This window comes from Burkholderia sp. AU6039 (genome assembly GCF_002223365.1).
Classification (GTDB): domain Bacteria; phylum Pseudomonadota; class Gammaproteobacteria; order Burkholderiales; family Burkholderiaceae; genus Burkholderia.
The window spans coordinates 1,751,864-1,767,864 of the sequence record NZ_NKFK01000005.1 but is presented as its reverse complement, the minus strand read 5'-3'; the positions used below and the strand labels follow the sequence as shown (position 1 = coordinate 1,767,864).

Sequence of the window (16,001 nt, the reverse complement as noted above, 5' to 3'; positions counted from 1 at the left end):
TCATGGGTGAAACAAAAACTATGGTTTTGCTAATAATTGTCTGATGAATCCGTTTCGATTTATGGATGAATATCGGAATTGGGTTTCGACTTAATTGGGGAGGGAACTGGTGCGCGTCGCCGGCGAATGCCGCGCGATTGGCGGTCATGGCGAATCAACGGAAACTCGGGCGCAGGTGGGCGCCGGAGAGAGGAGGCCCGCGGCGGGCGCCGCGGACCATGAGAGGGTCAGAACGTGGTGCGCAACCCGGCCATCACGCTGCGGCCGCCTTGCGGCGCGAAGCCGCGCACGACCGAGGTCGAATAGCGGATTTCCTGGTTCGTCAGGTTGTCGCCGCGCAGGTACGCGAGCCAGTGCGTCGGGCCGACGCGGAACTTGTACGTCAGCATCACGCCGAGCGACGTGTAGCCGTCCGTCGAGAAATCGTTGTCGGGCACGCGATGCTGCGACCACGCGTGCGTGACTTGCGCACGCGCGCCGAACGGGCCGTAGCCGTAGTCGGCCGCGAGCGTCGCGCGCAGCGGCGCGATGCGCGGCAGCGGCTGGCCCGTGTCGACGTTGCGCGCATGCGTGTAGTCGGCGGTCAGCTCCAGGTCGACCGTATGGCCGCGCCGCGCGAACGCGCGCCACTTGCCGTCCAGCTCGATGCCGTAGAACTCGGCACGCACGCCGCGGTAGATCGCTTCGTTGAGCGCGCCGTCGGCGCCGGGCGCGATGGGCTCGTCGTCGCCGTTCACCACGCGGCCCGTGTTGTACTCGGTCAGGTAGTTCGAGAAGCGGTTGTAGAACACGCCGACGCTGCCACGGTTCGGCCCGCTCGCATAGCGCAGCGACAGGTCGGTCGACACGGCCTTTTCCTTCGACGCGTTCGGGTTGCCGATCAGGAACTGGCCGGTCGCATCGTGCGGGCCGTTCGAATACAGCTCGTAGAAGGTCGGCGCGCGTTCGGTGTACGCGACGTTGGCCGCCACCGACCACACGGGCGTCAGCGAGAACAGGGCGCCGGCCGACAGGCTGCCCGCGTTGAATTCGCGCGGCTGCGCCCCCGCGAATTTCTCGACGCCGGCCGGATCGGGATCGACCTTCACGTGTTCGAAGCGGCCGCCGAGGCTCAGCTTCAGCGCCGGGACGACCTGCCATTCCTCGAGGCCGAACAGCGCGACGCTGTTGGTGCGCGTGGACGGCACGAGCAATTCGTCGCCGAGCGCGGAGAACGTGTTCTGGCCGAACTGCACGCCGATCGCGCCTTCGAACGGGCCGATCTTGCGATGCGTTGCCTCGATGCGCGCCTCGTAGCCGCGATTGCGGAAGGTGGTCGCGGTTTCGCCGTTGTCGACTTCCTTGTGACGGTAGTCGGTGTACGCGAAGTCGAATTTCAGCTTCGTGAACGGCCCGCTCAGGTTGCGCACCTCGGACGCGAGCGCGAGGCGCTCCTGGCGCATCCGCAGCCGCACGTCGCTTTCCGCGACGGAGCCGTAGTTCGATTCGTAGCCGCTGTAGGACAGGCCCGCGAAGCCGTCCGCCCACGTGTACGACGCGCCCACCGCGCCGCCGTGCACGCGGCCGTCGCTGTTCGGTACGTTGCCGTACGGCTGCGGCGCGTCGGGGCCGTCGATCGCGCGTTGTGCGCTGCTGCGCGCGTAGCCGGGAATCCGCAGCTTGCTCGTCTCGCGGTCGAACGCATCGACGTGGAACGCGAAGCGGCCGTTGCCGCCTTCGACCTGCGCGGCGCCCGCGCGCACCGAGTTCGCGCCGCCGTAGCGCGCGTCGAGCGCGCCCGTCACGCCCTGGATCGCTTCGCGCGGAATCCGGTTGTCGATCGTGTTGACGACGCCGCCCACCGCATTGCCGCCGTACAGCAGCGCGGCCGGGCCGCGCACGATCTCGACGCGTTCGATCGACAGCGGGTCCTGCGGCACCGCGTGGTCGTACGACAGCGACGACGCGTCGTACGCCGCGACGCCGTTCTGCAGCAGCCGGATCCGGTCGCCATCCATCCCGCGGATGATCGGGCGGCCGACCATCGGCCCGTAGGTGGTGGTCGACACGCCGGGCAGCCCGTTCAGCGTTTCGCCGAGCGAATCGGCCTGGCGGCGCGTCAGCGCATCGCCGGAAAGCTGGGCGGTCGGCGCGATCAGTTCGTTGTCGCCGAGCGGGTTCGCGGTCACGAAGATCGGGGCGAGCGTGGTGGTCGGCGGCGTGCCGGACCCGGCGGGCGGCTCGGTCTGCGCGTGCGCGACGGCGGCGAACAGCATCAGCGAAAGGGACGAGAGCGGGCGAAGCGGTAGACGAGGGAGGTCGCGCATGGTCGGTGAATCGGTTGGAATCGGATCGGATAACGAGCGATGCAGGTCACGGATGGATACGATATATTGTTGCGTCAGCGACGCGCAGTGACCCGTTGGAACATGGCTCGGCGAGGCTCGGCCGCCCACAGTAGAACGGCGTCAGGCGAACGAGCACGCGAAATGATATGTTATATCATCTCAAAATCCAAGCCGGATGGCGGGATCCTGTCGGGTTTCTGTCGGACGGGGGAAATGGCGGCGGGAGCGGAAATCGTCTGCGCGGTGTTCGGAACGCTCGCCTGAACCGGACGATGCGATGCGCGCGCCGACGCGTTGCCGATACGCCGGCCAGGTGGGTGTTGCCCGCGTCGGTGTTCGTCGAAGCGGCCCGCCCGAAGCAGCCCTGCGCTGATCGATGCAGCGGGCGCGGACCTCCGCTCCTGAGTCGGGAGCCAGCGCGATTCCGCGTCGCGCGACGGTGCGACGCCTTGTAGCGGTGGCCATCGCCGTGCATTGCCCGCGTGTTGATGCGTATCAACGTCGTTCGATTCCGAAACCGGATACTGGATCGCTCATTGACCAGGCAGGAGCGACCCATGACCCAAACCATGAAAGCGGCCGTCGTGCACGCATTCGGCGAACCGCTGCGCATCGAGGAAGTGCCCGTGCCGACGCCGGGGCCCGGCCAGATCCTCGTCAACATCAAGGCGTCGGGCGTGTGCCATACCGACCTGCACGCAGCCGATGGCGACTGGCCGGTCAAGCCGACGTTGCCGTTCATTCCGGGGCATGAAGGCGTGGGCATCGTCGCGGCGGTCGGTGCGGGCGTCACGCACGTGCGCGAGGGGGATCGCGTGGGCGTGCCGTGGCTCTACACGGCCTGCGGCCATTGCGAGTACTGCCACACGGGCTGGGAAACGCTGTGCCACGGCCAGCAGAACACCGGCTATTCGGTGAACGGCAGCTACGCGGAATACGTGCTGGCCGATCCCGACTACGTCGGCCATTTGCCCGCGCAGGTTGCGTTCGACGAGATCGCGCCGATCCTGTGCGCGGGTGTCACCGTCTACAAGGGCATTCGCGTCACCGATACGCGCCCGGGCCAGTGGCTCGCGATCTCCGGCATCGGCGGCCTCGGGCACGTGGCCGTGCAGTATGCGCGTGCGATGGGCCTGCACGTCGCGGCCATCGACATTTCACCCGACAAGCTCGCGCTGGCGCGGCAACTCGGCGCGGAACTGACGATCGACGCGTCGATCGACGATCCGGCCAAGGTGATCCAGAAGGAGATCGGCGGTGCGCACGGCGTGCTCGTCACGGCCGTGTCGCGCAGTGCGTTCGCGCAGGCGCTCGGGATGGTGCGGCGCGGCGGCACGGTGGCGCTCAACGGCTTGCCGCCCGGCGATTTCCCGTTGCCGATCTTCTCGACCGTGCTGAACGGCATCACCGTGCGCGGGTCGATCGTCGGCACGCGGCGCGACCTGCAGGAATCGCTCGACTTCGCGGCCGATGGCCTGGTGCGCGCGCATATCCATCGCGACCGGCTCGGCAACATCAACGACGTGTTCGCGAAGCTGCGCGAAGGCAAGGTCGACGGGCGCATCGTGCTGACCGACATGCATTGATGCGGTGAACACGCCCACGCCGCCGCGCGACGCATCGCGTCGTGCGGCAGCGTGGCGGTCATGCCAGCGTCATGGTGCGAAGAACACGTCGGTGCGGTTCGTCAGGTTGCCCGCGTTGGTCTGGACGAAGAACGGATGGAACGACGACGACGGAAGCACGTCGAGCCCCTGGTAGTCGCCGATGAAGAACCCTTCGGCATTGGGTGCGAGCTTCATGTCGAACGGGCCGCCGACGCGCCGCTCGTCGGTGAACGTGGTGCCGCCGTCATGCGAGATCTTGCGCCAGAAGCCGGTCGGCAGCGTCGTGGTGTTGCCGGCCTGCAGGTCGCGGAAGTCGTAGTACGTGACCATCACGGCCCCCGTGTTGTCGACGCGCACCGACGGATTGAACGCGGGGCGCCCGGTCGGCGTGTTCAACTGTTGTGGCGCGCTCCAGGTCGCGCCGCCGTCCTTCGACGTCGATACCGCAATCTCGTCGTACGTGCCGCCGTTGAAGCGGCTGTCCTGCCACACGACGTACAGCTGCCCCGACGCGGGATCGATCGCGGGTTCCGGAATGATGTCGCCGGTGCGCACCGGTTCGCCGGTCACCGGATCCGTGACGCCGACCGTCTGCAGGCCGGCGATCACCTGCGGTTTCGTCCACGTTGCGCCGTCGTCGGTCGACTTGATGAACGCGACCTTGCCGGCCGCCTTGCTGAACGGTGGCTGGATCAGGTCGAAGAAATCGTAGAGCGTGCCGTTCCTCGGATCGACCACGATCTGGTTGCCGATCGTCTGCTGGCGTGAAGGCACGTTGACGATCACTTTCGGGGCGCTCCACGTCTTGCCGCCGTCGGTCGTCTTCGAGAACAGCGTCGGGCCGCGGAATGCCTTCGTGTGCAGGTTCGCGTACGGGTTGCCGTTCGGCAGCTCGAGGCGGTCCCATACCGCATACGCCGTGCCGGCCTTCACCGGGTTCGCGGTGACCGATTCCTTGTCGTTGAAGAACTGCGTCGTCGGCTCGTCGTTCGCGATCAGCACGGCCGGGCTGCTCCACGTCTGCCCGCCGTCGGACGAAACCGACGCGGCAACCGCATTGCTGTTGTTCGACTGGTTGAACGAAATCGACACCGAGTACGCGGTGCCGTCCGGCCCGAACGAGACCCACGGATCGGACGCGCGCTCGTACTTGAGCCCGCCCGGCGCGCATGCGCTGAACGGCTGCGGCGTGCGTGCCCAGGTCGCGCCGCCGTCGAACGTGTAGCCGGCGACGAGCCCGTGGGCGCCGCCGTTCGACCAGCGGTCCTGCTGCCACACGCCGATCATGTTCATCGGGTTGGCAGGGTTGACCGATAGCCACGGCTCGACTTCGGCGTTCACGTAGTTGGTGCCGGGGCCGCCGATGGTGCAGGCGGCGAACGGGCTCGGGCCGGACACGACGACGGGATCGGCGTGCGCCGCGGCAGCGGCGGCCATCGCCATCGCGGCGGACAGGCGGGTGACAAGCGAGTGGGACACGATCATGCGTCGCATGGACTGCTCCTCGTTGACGTGCGGGTGCGATGGTGCGGCACGACGCGGCAGCGCGATCCGGCGCGCGGCGTCGGATGCCGCGCATCAGGCCGATACGTGTCGTTCAGGATGCCGCTTCGGTCATCGCAATCCGCGTGCGCTGGATGCCGCCAGCACTTCGGTTAAGACTCCTTTTCATTTTCATTGATTGTCGGGCGTGTCTGCGATGTCGACCGGGCGGGAAGACTTGCCCGGGCAGGCGACGAATGTGTCGAGGTGGATTGCAATGTAGGCGATTCGATTGCCACCCGGCAGGCAGTTTTTTGTAACAGTGCGTAGCCGGAAAGCGTTGCCGGAAGAGGGCGGCGGGCGCGCAAAAAATGCCGTCGAGGCGGCATGAAAATCGAATCGAAAATGCGAATCGGAATCGCTTTCGACGGGGCCGGTGAGTGCCGGTGGCGATGCCGCAATGTGCCGCTCAGCGCTCCGCCGGAAACCGCTCCTGCAACGCATGCAGCCAGCGCGCGACGACATCGAGTTCGTCGTCGGAAAACCCGTCGCACAGCTTGCCGTTGAGTTCGCGCAGCAGCACGCGCGCATGCTTGAGCGCGGCGTGGCCTGCGTCGGTCAGGTACAGGCGCGTCGCGCGGCCGTCATCCGAATCGGCGTGACGCGTAATGAGGCCGGCTTTCGCCATCCGATCGGCGAGCCCCGTCATCGCGGACGGCGCGAGCTGCAGCGCGGCGCCGACTTCACCGATCAGCGCACCATCCTGTTTCGCGAGACAGAACAAGGCGCCGGCCTGCGCGGCGCTCGCGCGCGTCTCGGTCTCCGCCTTGCGGTCGATCCAGCGCTGCACGCGCCGCTGGCCGATGTTCAACATGAAAAACAGTCGTCGGTCTTCGCTCAAGCTGGGTTCCCGGCTGCAATGGAAAGGGAGGGGCGGCCCGCGGCGCGCGGCGTATCGAGCGCCTGTGCGAGCCAGTCGGCCACGTCGGGCCACAGCACGGTGCCGGGGCGGCTGCGGAAGAAGCCCATGTGCCCGACCGGGCCGCTGCCCGCCGCGTGCGGATCGATCTGGCGGCGTTCGACCGTCGCGCGGGTCAGATAGCTTACCAGCAGCCCGATCGCCGGCGGGTTCGCCCACGGGTCGTCGTCGAAGCCGAGCGCGAGGATCGGCAACTGCTGTTTCGCGTAACGCTCGGCCGCGCCGAGTGTCGGATCGTCGAAGAAATAGTGCGGCAGCGTGGTCCAGCGGCTCCATTCGCGGAACACGCCGGCCGGCATGTCCTCGCCGAGCCCGAGCCGCTTGCCGGGCACGTAGCCGAGCAGCGCCGACATCAGCGGGCCGAGCACGCGCAGGATCAGCCGCACCTTCAGGCGTTCGGCCGCCTGCGTGATCAGCCGCGTGCTGCCCGCATGTGAGGCGACCAGCACGGCCGCGCGCAGGTGCGGCGTCGCGGCGGACAGCCCGATCGCGTGCCCGCCGACGCTATGGCCGACCGCCAGCAGCGGCAACCCTTCATGCGCCTGCCGCGCCCACGCGGTCGCGGCGCCCACGTCGAGTTCCATCCAGTCGCGCATGCGGGCCTTCAACGCACCCAGGCGCGCGGGGCGAGACGCGCCGATGCCGCGATAGTTGTAGGTGAGCGCCGCGAAGCCGCGTTCGGTCAGGAAGCGCGCGAAGCCCGCATACAGCCGCTCCGGCACGGCCGTTGCCGGATGGATCAGCACCAGCGCGCGCGGCGGCGCGTCCGGCGACCACAGCGTGCCGTGCAGCGCGTAGCCGTCGGCGGCGGAAAATTCGATGGGCTCGGAGGTCATGGCTGTCCTCGTTACGGGTAGTTATTTCGTATGCGAAATATAGTCCGTGATTTATTTCGCGCACGAAATATCGGTCGAGGATTCATTCGAACCGGATTCCCTCGAGCGCGGCCGGCGGCATCCGGCGACGCCTGCCATGTCATAAAACATTTGCATCTTTGCATAGAAGAATATTGCGTTTGTTTCATGATGAAGATCGACGTATCTTCAGCGGTTCCATCCGTTCCGCCGACCACCGTGCACGGCGGACCACGGGCGCCGCCCGCGCGCGGCCGTCCGCCAACCCTCCGGGAGATCACGTTGTTGAGTCGAATCGTCACGGCACTCTTGCTGGCGCTTGCCGCGCAGCCGGGCATGGCCAAGGACACCGTCACGCTGCGCGTCGGTGAACAGAACTACTTCAACATCCAGGCGTCGATGGAGGCGTCCGGCGTGCTGAAGGACCTGCCTTACACGATCGAGTGGAAGCATTTCCAGGCCGCGGCGCCCGTCGCCGAATCGCTGAACGGCAATGCGATCGACGTCGGCTTTCTCGGCGATTCCGCGCTGCTCACGCTGGCCGCGCGCGGCGCGCCGGTGAAGGTCGTCGCCGTGTCGCGGCAGAGCCTCGACGGCGTCGCGATCCTCGTGCCGAAGAATTCGCCGGTGCGCACCGTGGCCGACCTGCAGGGCAAGACCATCGCCGTATGGCGCGGCGCGTGGAGCCAGCAGCTCGTGCTGCGCGCGCTCGAACACGCGGGCTTGCGCGCCGATTCGGTCAAGTACGCGTACCTGATGCCGATCGATGCGACCAACGCGCTCGCGAACGGCTCGGTCGACGCCGTGTCGCTGTGGGAGCCGTTCGTCAGCACGCTCGCGTTGCGGCAAGGTGCGCGACCGGTGACGACCGCGCAGGGGCTGATGCCGGCGCTGAGCTTCGTCGCCGCGAACGAGCAGGCCGCCTCCGGCAAGCGCGCCGAGCTCACCGATTTCCTGCGGCGCGTGGTTGCCGCGCGCCAGTGGGTCGACAGCCATCCGCGCGAGTACGCGGACTTGTGGGCGAAGCGCGCGAAGCTCGAACCCGATGTCGCGTACCGCTGGCTCAACAACGCGAAGCAGCGCGTCGGCCCGGTCGACGAGACGGCCGCGAAGGACGCGCAGAACACGGCCGACTTCCTGTACAAGGCCGGCGTGATTCCGGCCGCGTACGACACGTCGAAGCTGCTCGACCGCTCGTATGCGGGCGCGTTCGCGGCGCCGGCGCAGAAGACGGCCGCCGCGCAGTAAGCGGGCCATCCCGGCCACGATTTCCAATCGAGCACCCCAAGGACATCCCGACATGCCAGTCGACATCATCGGCATGATCACCGCGACACCCGGCGCGGAGGTCGACGTACCGGGCGGCGCGGCCGTCCAGCCCGACTACGTGCGCCGCTTCGCGCAGGCGCACGAGGCAGCCGGCTTCAACCAGATCCTGGTCGGCCATTTCAGCAACGCGGCGGACGGCTTCATCGTCGCGTCGTTCGCGGCTGCCGCGACCGAACGTATCCGCATCCTGCTCGCGCACCGGCCGGGCGTGATCGTGCCGTCGGCCGCCGCGCGGCAGATCGCGACGCTCGACGTGTTCAGCGGCGGCCGGCTGGCGCTGAACGTCGTGTCGGGCGGCGACGATGCCGACCTGCAGCGCGACGGCGATTTCGTGCCGCACGATGCGCGCTACCGACGCACCGGCGAATATCTCGACGTGCTGAAACGGATCTGGCAAGCCGACGCGCCGGTCGACCATGACGGTGCGTTCTATCGGCTGCGCGGTGCGTCGCCGCTCGTGAAGGGCGCGCAGCGGCCGCACGTGCCGATCTATTTCGGCGGTTCGTCGCCGGCTGCGCTGGCGGTCGCGGGCGAGCATGCCGATGTCTACATGACGTGGGGTGAGCCGCTCGCATCGGTACGCGAGCAAATCGCACGCGTGCGCGAAGCCGCCGCACCGTTCGGGCGTGCGCCGCGCATCAGCGTGTCGTTCCGGCCGATCGTGGCCGACACCGAGGCGGCCGCATGGGAGAAGGCCGAGGCGATCCGCGAACGCGTGCGCGCGGCACGGCTCGCGAACGGCCAGCCGATCGCCGGCCATGCGCCGCAGAATGCCGGTTCGCAACGGCTGATGGCGGCCGCCGCGCAGGGTGACGTGCTCGATGAGCGGCTGTGGATGGGTGTCGCGAACCTGACCGGCGCGCGCTGGAATTCGACCGCGCTGGTCGGCACGCCGGAACAGGTCGCGCGGGCGCTCGGCGCGTATTACCGGCTCGGCGTGTCGACGTTCCTGATTCGCGGGTTCGATCCGCTGGACGATGCGCTCGATTACGGGCGCGAGCTGATTCCGGCGATTCATGCACACGTCGCGGAACTCGACCGGTATCACGCGGCGGTGACCGCGTAGGCTCCTGCAGCCAACGATGTTGCTTCGACGCGCCCCGGCATTGCCATCGTGGCATGCCGGGGCGATGTCATGTCGGGCATCGCCCCGTCGACGCCGTCAAAACGACGGCAGCCCCGGCGGATTGGTCTCCGCACGCGCGATCGCTTCACTCTGCAAGCCCCAGCGCGCGAGCGCCTGCCCGTAGCGGCCGCTGCCGATCAGCGCGTTCGTCGCCAGCGTCAGCGCGGGCGCGAGCCCACTGCCGCGTCGCGTCGCGATCGCCACGTCGGCGTTGGCCGGCCAGCCCGCATTGACGACGCCGACGCGGCGGATCTTGCCGGTGCGTGCGGCCTCGTATGCGAGCGACGCATTCGGGTTCAGCTCCGCATCGGCGCGACCCGACAGCAGCGCGACGCGCGACGCCGCATCGTCGTCGAAATAGAGCAGCTCGGCCGGTTTCAGCCCCTGCGCCACGTTGCGCTTGTTCCACTCGAGCAGGATGCGCTCCTGGCTCGTCCCCGCGCCGGTGATGATGCGCAGGCCGGCGATGTCCTTCGGTTCGGCGAGCTTCGCGATCGGGCTGCCGGTGCGCACGTAGAAGCCGTGCAGCCCGAGCCGGTAGGTCGTGAAATCGTATTTCTCCTTGCGCTTCTCGGTCACGCCGACGTTCGAGATCACCGCGTCGTACTTGCCGGACGTCAGCCCGAGCGGCCAGTCGGCCCACGCGATCGGCAGCAGCACGAGCGTGCGGCCGAGCGCGTCGGCGACGAGCTGCGCATAGTCGGGATCGGCGCCGACCACGGTGCGCGCGTCGGTCGCGTAGGTCGACACGGGCGGCGCGTGCGGTGAAATCGCGACCGTGAACGCACCGTCGCGTACCCAGCGGTAGCCGGCTGCCGCACGGATCGCCGCGTCGTCGGGTTGCGCGCGCGGGCGGCCGGCCTGGCGCGGATCGAGATCCGCGGTCGCGGCGGCTGCCTGCACCGCGTGCCACGGAAGGCTGCCCGCTGCCGCGACCAGCGCGGCGGTCATGAACTGGCGTCGGTCGGTCATCGTGCGGCACCTCGCAGGTCGGGAGCGGCGCGCATCACAGCACCCGCGACAGGAACGCGCGCGTGCGCGGATGCGACGGCGCGTCGAGCACGACGGCCGGCGGCCCGGCTTCGACGATGCGCCCGCGCTCCATGAACAGCACGTTGTCCGCGACTTCGCGCGCGAAGCCGATCTCGTGCGTGACGATCACGAGCGTCGTGCCCGAACGCGCGAGTTCCTTGATCACGTCGAGCACCTCGTTGACGAGCTCGGGATCGAGCGCCGACGTCGGTTCGTCGAACAGCAGCACCTTCGGGCGCAGCGCGAGCGCCCGCGCGATCGCGACGCGCTGCTGCTGGCCGCCGGACAACTGGCGCGGGTACGCATCGGCCTTGTCCGCGAGGCCGACGCGCGCGAGCAGCGTGCGGGCGATGCGTTCGGCGGCGTCGCGCGTGATGCCGCCCACGACGACCGGCGCTTCGACCAGGTTCTCGAGCACGGTCAGGTGCGGGAACAGGTTGAAGTTCTGGAACACCATCCCGACGGCCGTGCGCCGCGTCAGCACGTCGCGCTCCTTCAGTTCATAGAGCACGTCGCCGTCGCGGCGATAGCCGATCAGTTCGCCGTCGATGTCGATGAAGCCGTCGTCGACGCGCTCGAGATGGTTGATCGTGCGCAGCAGCGTCGACTTGCCCGAGCCCGACGGCCCGACGATCGCGGTCACGCTGCCACGCGGCGCGACGAACGACACGTTGTCGAGCACGCGCTGCATGCCGAACTGCTTCGACACGCCATGCACGGCCACTTCGCCGCCGGCGCGCGGCGCGACGGCGGTCGCCGCGTCGCTATCGCCGTGCGCCTGCGCGACCGATGCCGCGTGACGGGACGTGACACGCCGCCACAGTGCGCCGAGGCGCGCGAGCGCGAACGTGATGACGGACGGCGGCGGGTTGCGCAGCGCCCCGCGCGCATAGTGCCGCTCGACCTGCACCTGGATGGCCGACAGCACGGTCAGGATGATCAGGTACCAGACGGTGGCGACCATCAGCAGCGGAATCACTTCGAGATTGCGGCGATAGATCACCTGCACCGTATAGAACAGCTCGGGCATCGCGAGCACGTAGACCATCGACGTGCCTTTCGCGAGCATGATCAGGTCGTTGAACGCGGTCGGCAGGATCGCGCGCATCGCCTGCGGCAGCACGATCCGCGTGGTCTGGCGGCCGCGCGGCAGCCCGAGCGCGGCGGCCGCCTCGAGCTGGCCCTGGTCGACCGCGAGAATGCCGCCGCGAATCACCTCCGCGGAAAACGCCGCGTGGTGCAGCGTGAGGCCGAGCACGGCCGCGAAGAACGGGCTGATCAGGTCGGTCGTCGGCGTGTCGAACCAGACGATGTCGGTGAACAGCACGCCGAGCCGCACATGCTCGTACAGGTAGCCGAGGTTGTTCAGGATCAGCAGCAGCACGATCAGCGGAATCGAGCGGAACAGCCACACGAAGGTCCACGCGCTCGCCGACAGCAGCCGCGAACGCGACAGCCGGGCCAGCGCGACGAACGCGCCGAGCACGAGGCCGAACACCGCGCCGAGCAGCGTCAGCACCAGCGTGCGCGCGAGCCCCGACAGCACCGGCGGCGACAGGAACCATTCGGCGAACACCGGCCAGCCCCATTGCGGGTTGCCGAGAATCGAATGCAGGACGATCGCGATCAGCGCGATGGCGAGCACGGTGCCGGCCGTGCGCGACCGGTGACGCGCGGGCACGATCCGGAAACGCGTGCCGGCGTCGCGCGCGCCGGGGGAAGAGAGCGGCGGCAGCGCGCCGCCGAGGTGGGTCGTGTCGCTCATGTCGGTGGAAATCCTCGAATCGGTCGGGCGGGCGCGCCGCGCACGGGCGGCGCGGCGGCGGGTGTCAGGCGTGCGCTTCGGCCGCCGTTTCGTGCGGCGCGCCGGGCGCCGCATGGCGGCTGGCCTTGCGCGGCAGCCCGAGGTGGTCGCGCAGCGTCGCACCGGGCAGGTCGCGGCTGTAGCGCCCGCGTGCCTCGAGCACCGGAATCACGAGTTCGACGAAATCCTCGACGCCCTGCGCCTGCACCGCGAAGCCGAGGATGAAACCGTCGCCGGCACCGGCGTCGTGCCAGCGGATCAACTCGTCGGCGACATGCTCGGCCGTGCCGATGAAGTTCGGGCGCGGCGTGGCGACCGCCAGCGCCGTCTCCCGCAGCGACAGGCCTTTCTGTTTCGCGTCGGCCTTGATCCGGTCGGTGGTCGAGCGGAAGCTGTTGCGGCCGAGCTCGCCGAGTTCCGGGAACGGCGCATCGAGCGCGTACTGCGTGAAATCGTGGTGATCGAAATAGCGGCCGAGATACGCGAGCGCCTCGTCGATCGTCAGCAGGTTGCGGATCGCCTGGTATTTGTCCTCGGCCTCGGCCGCGGTGCGGCCGACGATCGGCCCGATGCCGGGGAAGATCTTCACGTCGCTGCGTTGCCGGCCGTGGTCGATTGCGCTCTGCTTCACGCGCCGCGTGAACGCGGCCGTTTCGTCGAGCGACGGCGAATGCGTGAACACCGCATCCGCATACTTGCCCGCGAGGGCGATGCCGGTATCCGACGAGCCGGCCTGGAAGATCACCGGCTGCCCCTGCGGCGAGCGCTGGATGTTGAGCGGGCCCGCGACCTGGAAGAAGCGGCCGTGGTGGTCGAGCGTGTGGAGCTTGTCGCGGTCGAAGAAGCGGCCCGTCGCGCGGTCGCGCACGAAGGCGTCGTCGTCCCAGCTGTCCCACAGGCCCTGCACGACGTCGAGGTATTCGTCGGCGATCTCGTAGCGCAGTTCGTGATCGGGATGCGCCTTGCCGAAATTCTTCGCGGTGCCTTCGAGCGGCGTCGTCACGACGTTCCAGCCCGCGCGCCCGCCGCTGATCGCATCGAGCGACGCGAGCTGGCGCGCAACCGTGAACGGCTCGCTGTACGACGTCGAGATCGTGCCCGCGAGCCCGATCTTCTTCGTCGCGACCGCGAGCGCCGACAGCACGGTCAGCGGCTCGAAACGGTTCAGGAAGTGCGGGATCGACTTCTCGTTGATGTACAGGCCGTCCGCGACGAACGCGAACGCGATGCCGGCGGCTTCCGCCTTGCGCGCGATGCCGATCGCGAAATCGAGGTTGATGCTCGCGTCCGGCGGGTTGCTCGGGTGCCGCCATGCGTTCATGTGGCTGCCTGCGCCTTGCAGCATCAGGCCGAAGGGAATCGATCGTCGGGTCGTCATGGGAGCGTCACGCGTTCTGGTCAGGGGAAAGGGAGCGGTCGGCCGCGAGGGCCGCCTGCAGCGGCGTGGCCGACAGCGCGCCGCCGAGCCATTCGGCCGATGCGAGCCGCGCCGCGTAGTCGGTCACCGGCGAATCGATCACGAACGCATCGACGTCGAGCCGCCGGCTCAGTGCATCGAGCGCGCGGTGGACGCGCTCGGGCGTATCGGCCAGCACCGTCGGGCGCAACTCGTCGATCCGGTAGTCGGACGCGCCGCTCTGCCGCGCGAATTCGGCGGCCGCCTGCGCGCTGGCGAGATTGAAGCTCTGGCCGCCCGCGAACTGCAGCTTGAAGATCTTCAGCGGCCCGATCAGCTGCTCGGCCGCGTCGCGCGTCGGCGCGGCCACCGCGTACAGCGCAACCAGCGGCCGGGTGCCGCCCGCGCTGCGGTACGCGTCCAGCGAGCGTTCGAGGTTCGCGTCGTCGCCGTTGAAGTGCCCCGCATAGCAGAAGCGCCAGCCGTTGCGCGCGGCGAGCGCGCCGCTGTCCGGCGAGCCGCCGAGCAGGATGCGTTCGGGCGCCTGCGGCGGCACGGGCAGCGCGACGGCACCGGCGAGCGGGTGATCCTCGGCGACGCCCCAGCCGAGAAACGCGTCGAGCTCCGCGAGCTGGCCCGCGAAGTCCGGCTTGCGCGCCTTGTCGTGGAACCACTGCAGCGCGCGCGTGGTCAGCGGCAACCCGCCGGGCGCCTTGCCGATGCCGAGATCGACGCGGCCCGGCGCGAGCGCGGCCAGCACCTTGAAGGTCTCGGCGACCTTGAACGGGCTGTAGTGCTGCAGCATCACGCCGCCCGAGCCGACGCGAATGCGCGACGTGTGCGCGAGCAGGTGCGCGACGACGATCTCCGGCGCCGAGCTTGCAAAGGCCGGCGTGCCGTGATGTTCGGCGACCCAGAAGCGCTCGTAGCCGAGCTGTTCGGCGCGCCGCGCGAGCGTCGTGGTGAAGCGCAGCGCGTCGGCGGCGTTCGCGCCGTCGGCGATCGGACTCTTGTCCAGCAACGAAAGCGAATAAGACATGGTGGGCGGCGTTCCTGCGTGAGCGTGGCGTGAGCGTGAAGGGACGGTGAGCGTGCGCGGCGTTCAGCTCTTCGGCAGCCCCGGCGGATTCGTGCGCGACTGGTCGATCGCTTCCGATGCGAGGTTCCAGCGGTCGAGCACCTGCTGGTAGCGGCCATTCTTGATCAGCCCGTTCAGCGCGACGGTCAGCGGATCGGCGAGCCCGCTGCCGCGGCGCGTCGCGATCGCGATGTCGGCCGTGCGCGGCCAGCCGCCGCTGATCGCGCCGACGAGGCGCGTCTTGCCTTGCTGCGCGCTCTGGTACGCGAGCACCGAGTTCACGCTGAACACCGCATCGGCGCGGCCCGACTGCACGGCGACGATGCGCATCGCCTGGTCGTCGTAGTACTGGATCTGCACGGGTTTCAGCCCGTGCGCGACGTTCTCGCGATCCCACGCGAGCAGGATCTTTTCCTGGTTGGTGCCGGCGTCGGTCACGACGCGCAGCCCCGCGACGTCCTTCGGCTCGCGGATCGCCTGGATCTTGCTGTCGTTGCGCACGTAGAAGCCGACCTGGTCCTTGCGGTAGGTCGAGAAATCGAACTTCTGCTTGCGCTCCTCGGTGACGGTGACGTTCGAGATCACCGCGTCGACTTTCCCGGATTCGAGCGCGAGCGGCCAGTCGGCCCATGCGAGCGCGACGATCTTCAGCTTGCGGCCGAGGCTGTCGGACACGAGCTGGCCGACGTCGGCGTCGAAGCCGATCACCGTGCGCGCGTCGGTCGCATACGAGCTGATCGGCGGCAGGCTCGGCGCAACGCCGATCGTCAGCGTGCCGGGTTCGGCGAACTTGAACGACGCGGGCACCGCGCGCTCGACGGCCGCATCGGCCACGCCGCGCGGGCGGCCGCGCTGCTCGGGGCTCAGGTCGAACGTGGCGGCGGCCGCGGCTGCGGCGAACGCGGTCAGGCCGATCAGCGCGGCGGCCAGCGTGCGCACGGCACGGGAAGAAAGCGGTACGGCTCGTTGCATGAAAGCGTCCTGGGG

General features: G+C 68.8%; 12 protein-coding genes. 3 read left to right on the top strand and 9 right to left on the bottom strand.

All coding sequences use genetic code 11. The features are described from left to right. Positions 1-227 precede the first annotated feature (227 nt). On the bottom strand, positions 228-2,306 hold the full coding sequence (locus CFB39_RS25585; RefSeq protein WP_256991456.1) for a TonB-dependent receptor: 2,079 nt from the start codon (positions 2,304-2,306) through the stop codon (positions 228-230). A gap of 578 nt (positions 2,307-2,884) precedes the next feature. On the opposite strand from CFB39_RS25585, the gene adhP reads away from it, so the two are divergent. Further along, the gene (adhP, locus tag CFB39_RS25580; protein ID WP_047849938.1) at positions 2,885-3,913 is read left to right on the top strand and encodes an alcohol dehydrogenase AdhP; all 1,029 of its coding nucleotides are present in this window, start codon (positions 2,885-2,887) and stop codon (positions 3,911-3,913) included. A 69-nt stretch (positions 3,914-3,982) separates the two neighbouring features. On the opposite strand, the gene CFB39_RS25575 is transcribed toward adhP, so the two are convergent. The 3 genes from CFB39_RS25575 to CFB39_RS25560 form a co-directional block, all read right to left on the bottom strand. Continuing rightward, positions 3,983-5,428 (bottom strand): sialidase family protein, encoded by a 1,446-nt coding sequence (locus CFB39_RS25575; RefSeq protein WP_089427431.1) that lies wholly within the window; start codon positions 5,426-5,428, stop codon positions 3,983-3,985. Positions 5,429-5,885: 457 nt separating this feature from the next. Continuing rightward, positions 5,886-6,317: a MarR family winged helix-turn-helix transcriptional regulator gene (locus tag CFB39_RS25565; protein ID WP_089474928.1), complete on the bottom strand. Its 432-nt coding sequence runs from the start codon at positions 6,315-6,317 to the stop codon at positions 5,886-5,888. Next, positions 6,314-7,231, bottom strand: a complete 918-nt coding sequence (locus CFB39_RS25560; RefSeq protein ID WP_089474927.1) for a serine aminopeptidase domain-containing protein — start codon at positions 7,229-7,231, stop codon at positions 6,314-6,316. The genes CFB39_RS25565 and CFB39_RS25560 overlap by 4 nt, the downstream gene beginning before the upstream one ends. Positions 7,232-7,531: 300 nt before the next feature. On the opposite strand from CFB39_RS25560, the gene CFB39_RS25555 reads away from it, so the two are divergent. Beyond that, positions 7,532-8,497 (top strand): ABC transporter substrate-binding protein, encoded by a 966-nt coding sequence (locus tag CFB39_RS25555; protein WP_175238474.1) that lies wholly within the window; start codon positions 7,532-7,534, stop codon positions 8,495-8,497. 52 nt (positions 8,498-8,549) lie between these two features. Continuing rightward, positions 8,550-9,644, top strand: a complete 1,095-nt coding sequence (locus CFB39_RS25550; RefSeq protein WP_089474925.1) for an LLM class flavin-dependent oxidoreductase — start codon at positions 8,550-8,552, stop codon at positions 9,642-9,644. 96 nt (positions 9,645-9,740) lie between these two features. Here the strand turns inward: CFB39_RS25550 and CFB39_RS25545 are convergent, their stop codons facing one another. From CFB39_RS25545 to CFB39_RS25525, 5 genes are all read right to left on the bottom strand, one after another. Then, positions 9,741-10,676, bottom strand: a complete 936-nt coding sequence (locus tag CFB39_RS25545) for an ABC transporter substrate-binding protein (RefSeq protein ID WP_089474924.1) — start codon at positions 10,674-10,676, stop codon at positions 9,741-9,743. A gap of 34 nt (positions 10,677-10,710) precedes the next feature. Further along, positions 10,711-12,501: an amino acid ABC transporter permease/ATP-binding protein gene (locus CFB39_RS41185; protein ID WP_089475666.1), complete on the bottom strand. Its 1,791-nt coding sequence runs from the start codon at positions 12,499-12,501 to the stop codon at positions 10,711-10,713. A gap of 64 nt (positions 12,502-12,565) precedes the next feature. Then, the gene (locus CFB39_RS25535; RefSeq protein WP_089474923.1) at positions 12,566-13,918 is read right to left on the bottom strand and encodes an LLM class flavin-dependent oxidoreductase; all 1,353 of its coding nucleotides are present in this window, start codon (positions 13,916-13,918) and stop codon (positions 12,566-12,568) included. Positions 13,919-13,925: 7 nt separating this feature from the next. Further along, a complete protein-coding gene (locus CFB39_RS25530; protein ID WP_089474922.1) occupies positions 13,926-14,975 on the bottom strand; it encodes an LLM class flavin-dependent oxidoreductase in 1,050 nt (349 codons plus the stop codon). Positions 14,976-15,038: 63 nt separating this feature from the next. Further along, entirely contained in the window at positions 15,039-15,986 is a 948-nt protein-coding gene (locus tag CFB39_RS25525) for an ABC transporter substrate-binding protein (protein ID WP_089427440.1), read from the bottom strand. Positions 15,987-16,001 lie beyond the last annotated feature (15 nt).

Excerpts from the sequence above, each read along its gene's own strand:
- CFB39_RS25585 (WP_256991456.1), bottom strand. The coding sequence starts at position 2,306 with ATGCGCGACCTCCCTCGTCTACCGCTTCGCCCGCTCTCGTCCCTTTCG.
- adhP (WP_047849938.1), top strand. The coding sequence starts at position 2,885 with ATGACCCAAACCATGAAAGCGGCCGTCGTGCACGCATTCGGCGAACCG.
- CFB39_RS25575 (WP_089427431.1), bottom strand. The coding sequence starts at position 5,428 with ATGCGACGCATGATCGTGTCCCACTCGCTTGTCACCCGCCTGTCCGCC.
- CFB39_RS25560 (WP_089474927.1), bottom strand. The coding sequence starts at position 7,231 with ATGACCTCCGAGCCCATCGAATTTTCCGCCGCCGACGGCTACGCGCTG.
- CFB39_RS25550 (WP_089474925.1), top strand. The coding sequence starts at position 8,550 with ATGCCAGTCGACATCATCGGCATGATCACCGCGACACCCGGCGCGGAG.
- CFB39_RS25545 (WP_089474924.1), bottom strand. The coding sequence starts at position 10,676 with ATGACCGACCGACGCCAGTTCATGACCGCCGCGCTGGTCGCGGCAGCG.
- CFB39_RS41185 (WP_089475666.1), bottom strand. The coding sequence starts at position 12,501 with ATGAGCGACACGACCCACCTCGGCGGCGCGCTGCCGCCGCTCTCTTCC.
- CFB39_RS25535 (WP_089474923.1), bottom strand. The coding sequence starts at position 13,918 with ATGACGACCCGACGATCGATTCCCTTCGGCCTGATGCTGCAAGGCGCA.
- CFB39_RS25530 (WP_089474922.1), bottom strand. The coding sequence starts at position 14,975 with ATGTCTTATTCGCTTTCGTTGCTGGACAAGAGTCCGATCGCCGACGGC.
- CFB39_RS25525 (WP_089427440.1), bottom strand. The coding sequence starts at position 15,986 with ATGCAACGAGCCGTACCGCTTTCTTCCCGTGCCGTGCGCACGCTGGCC.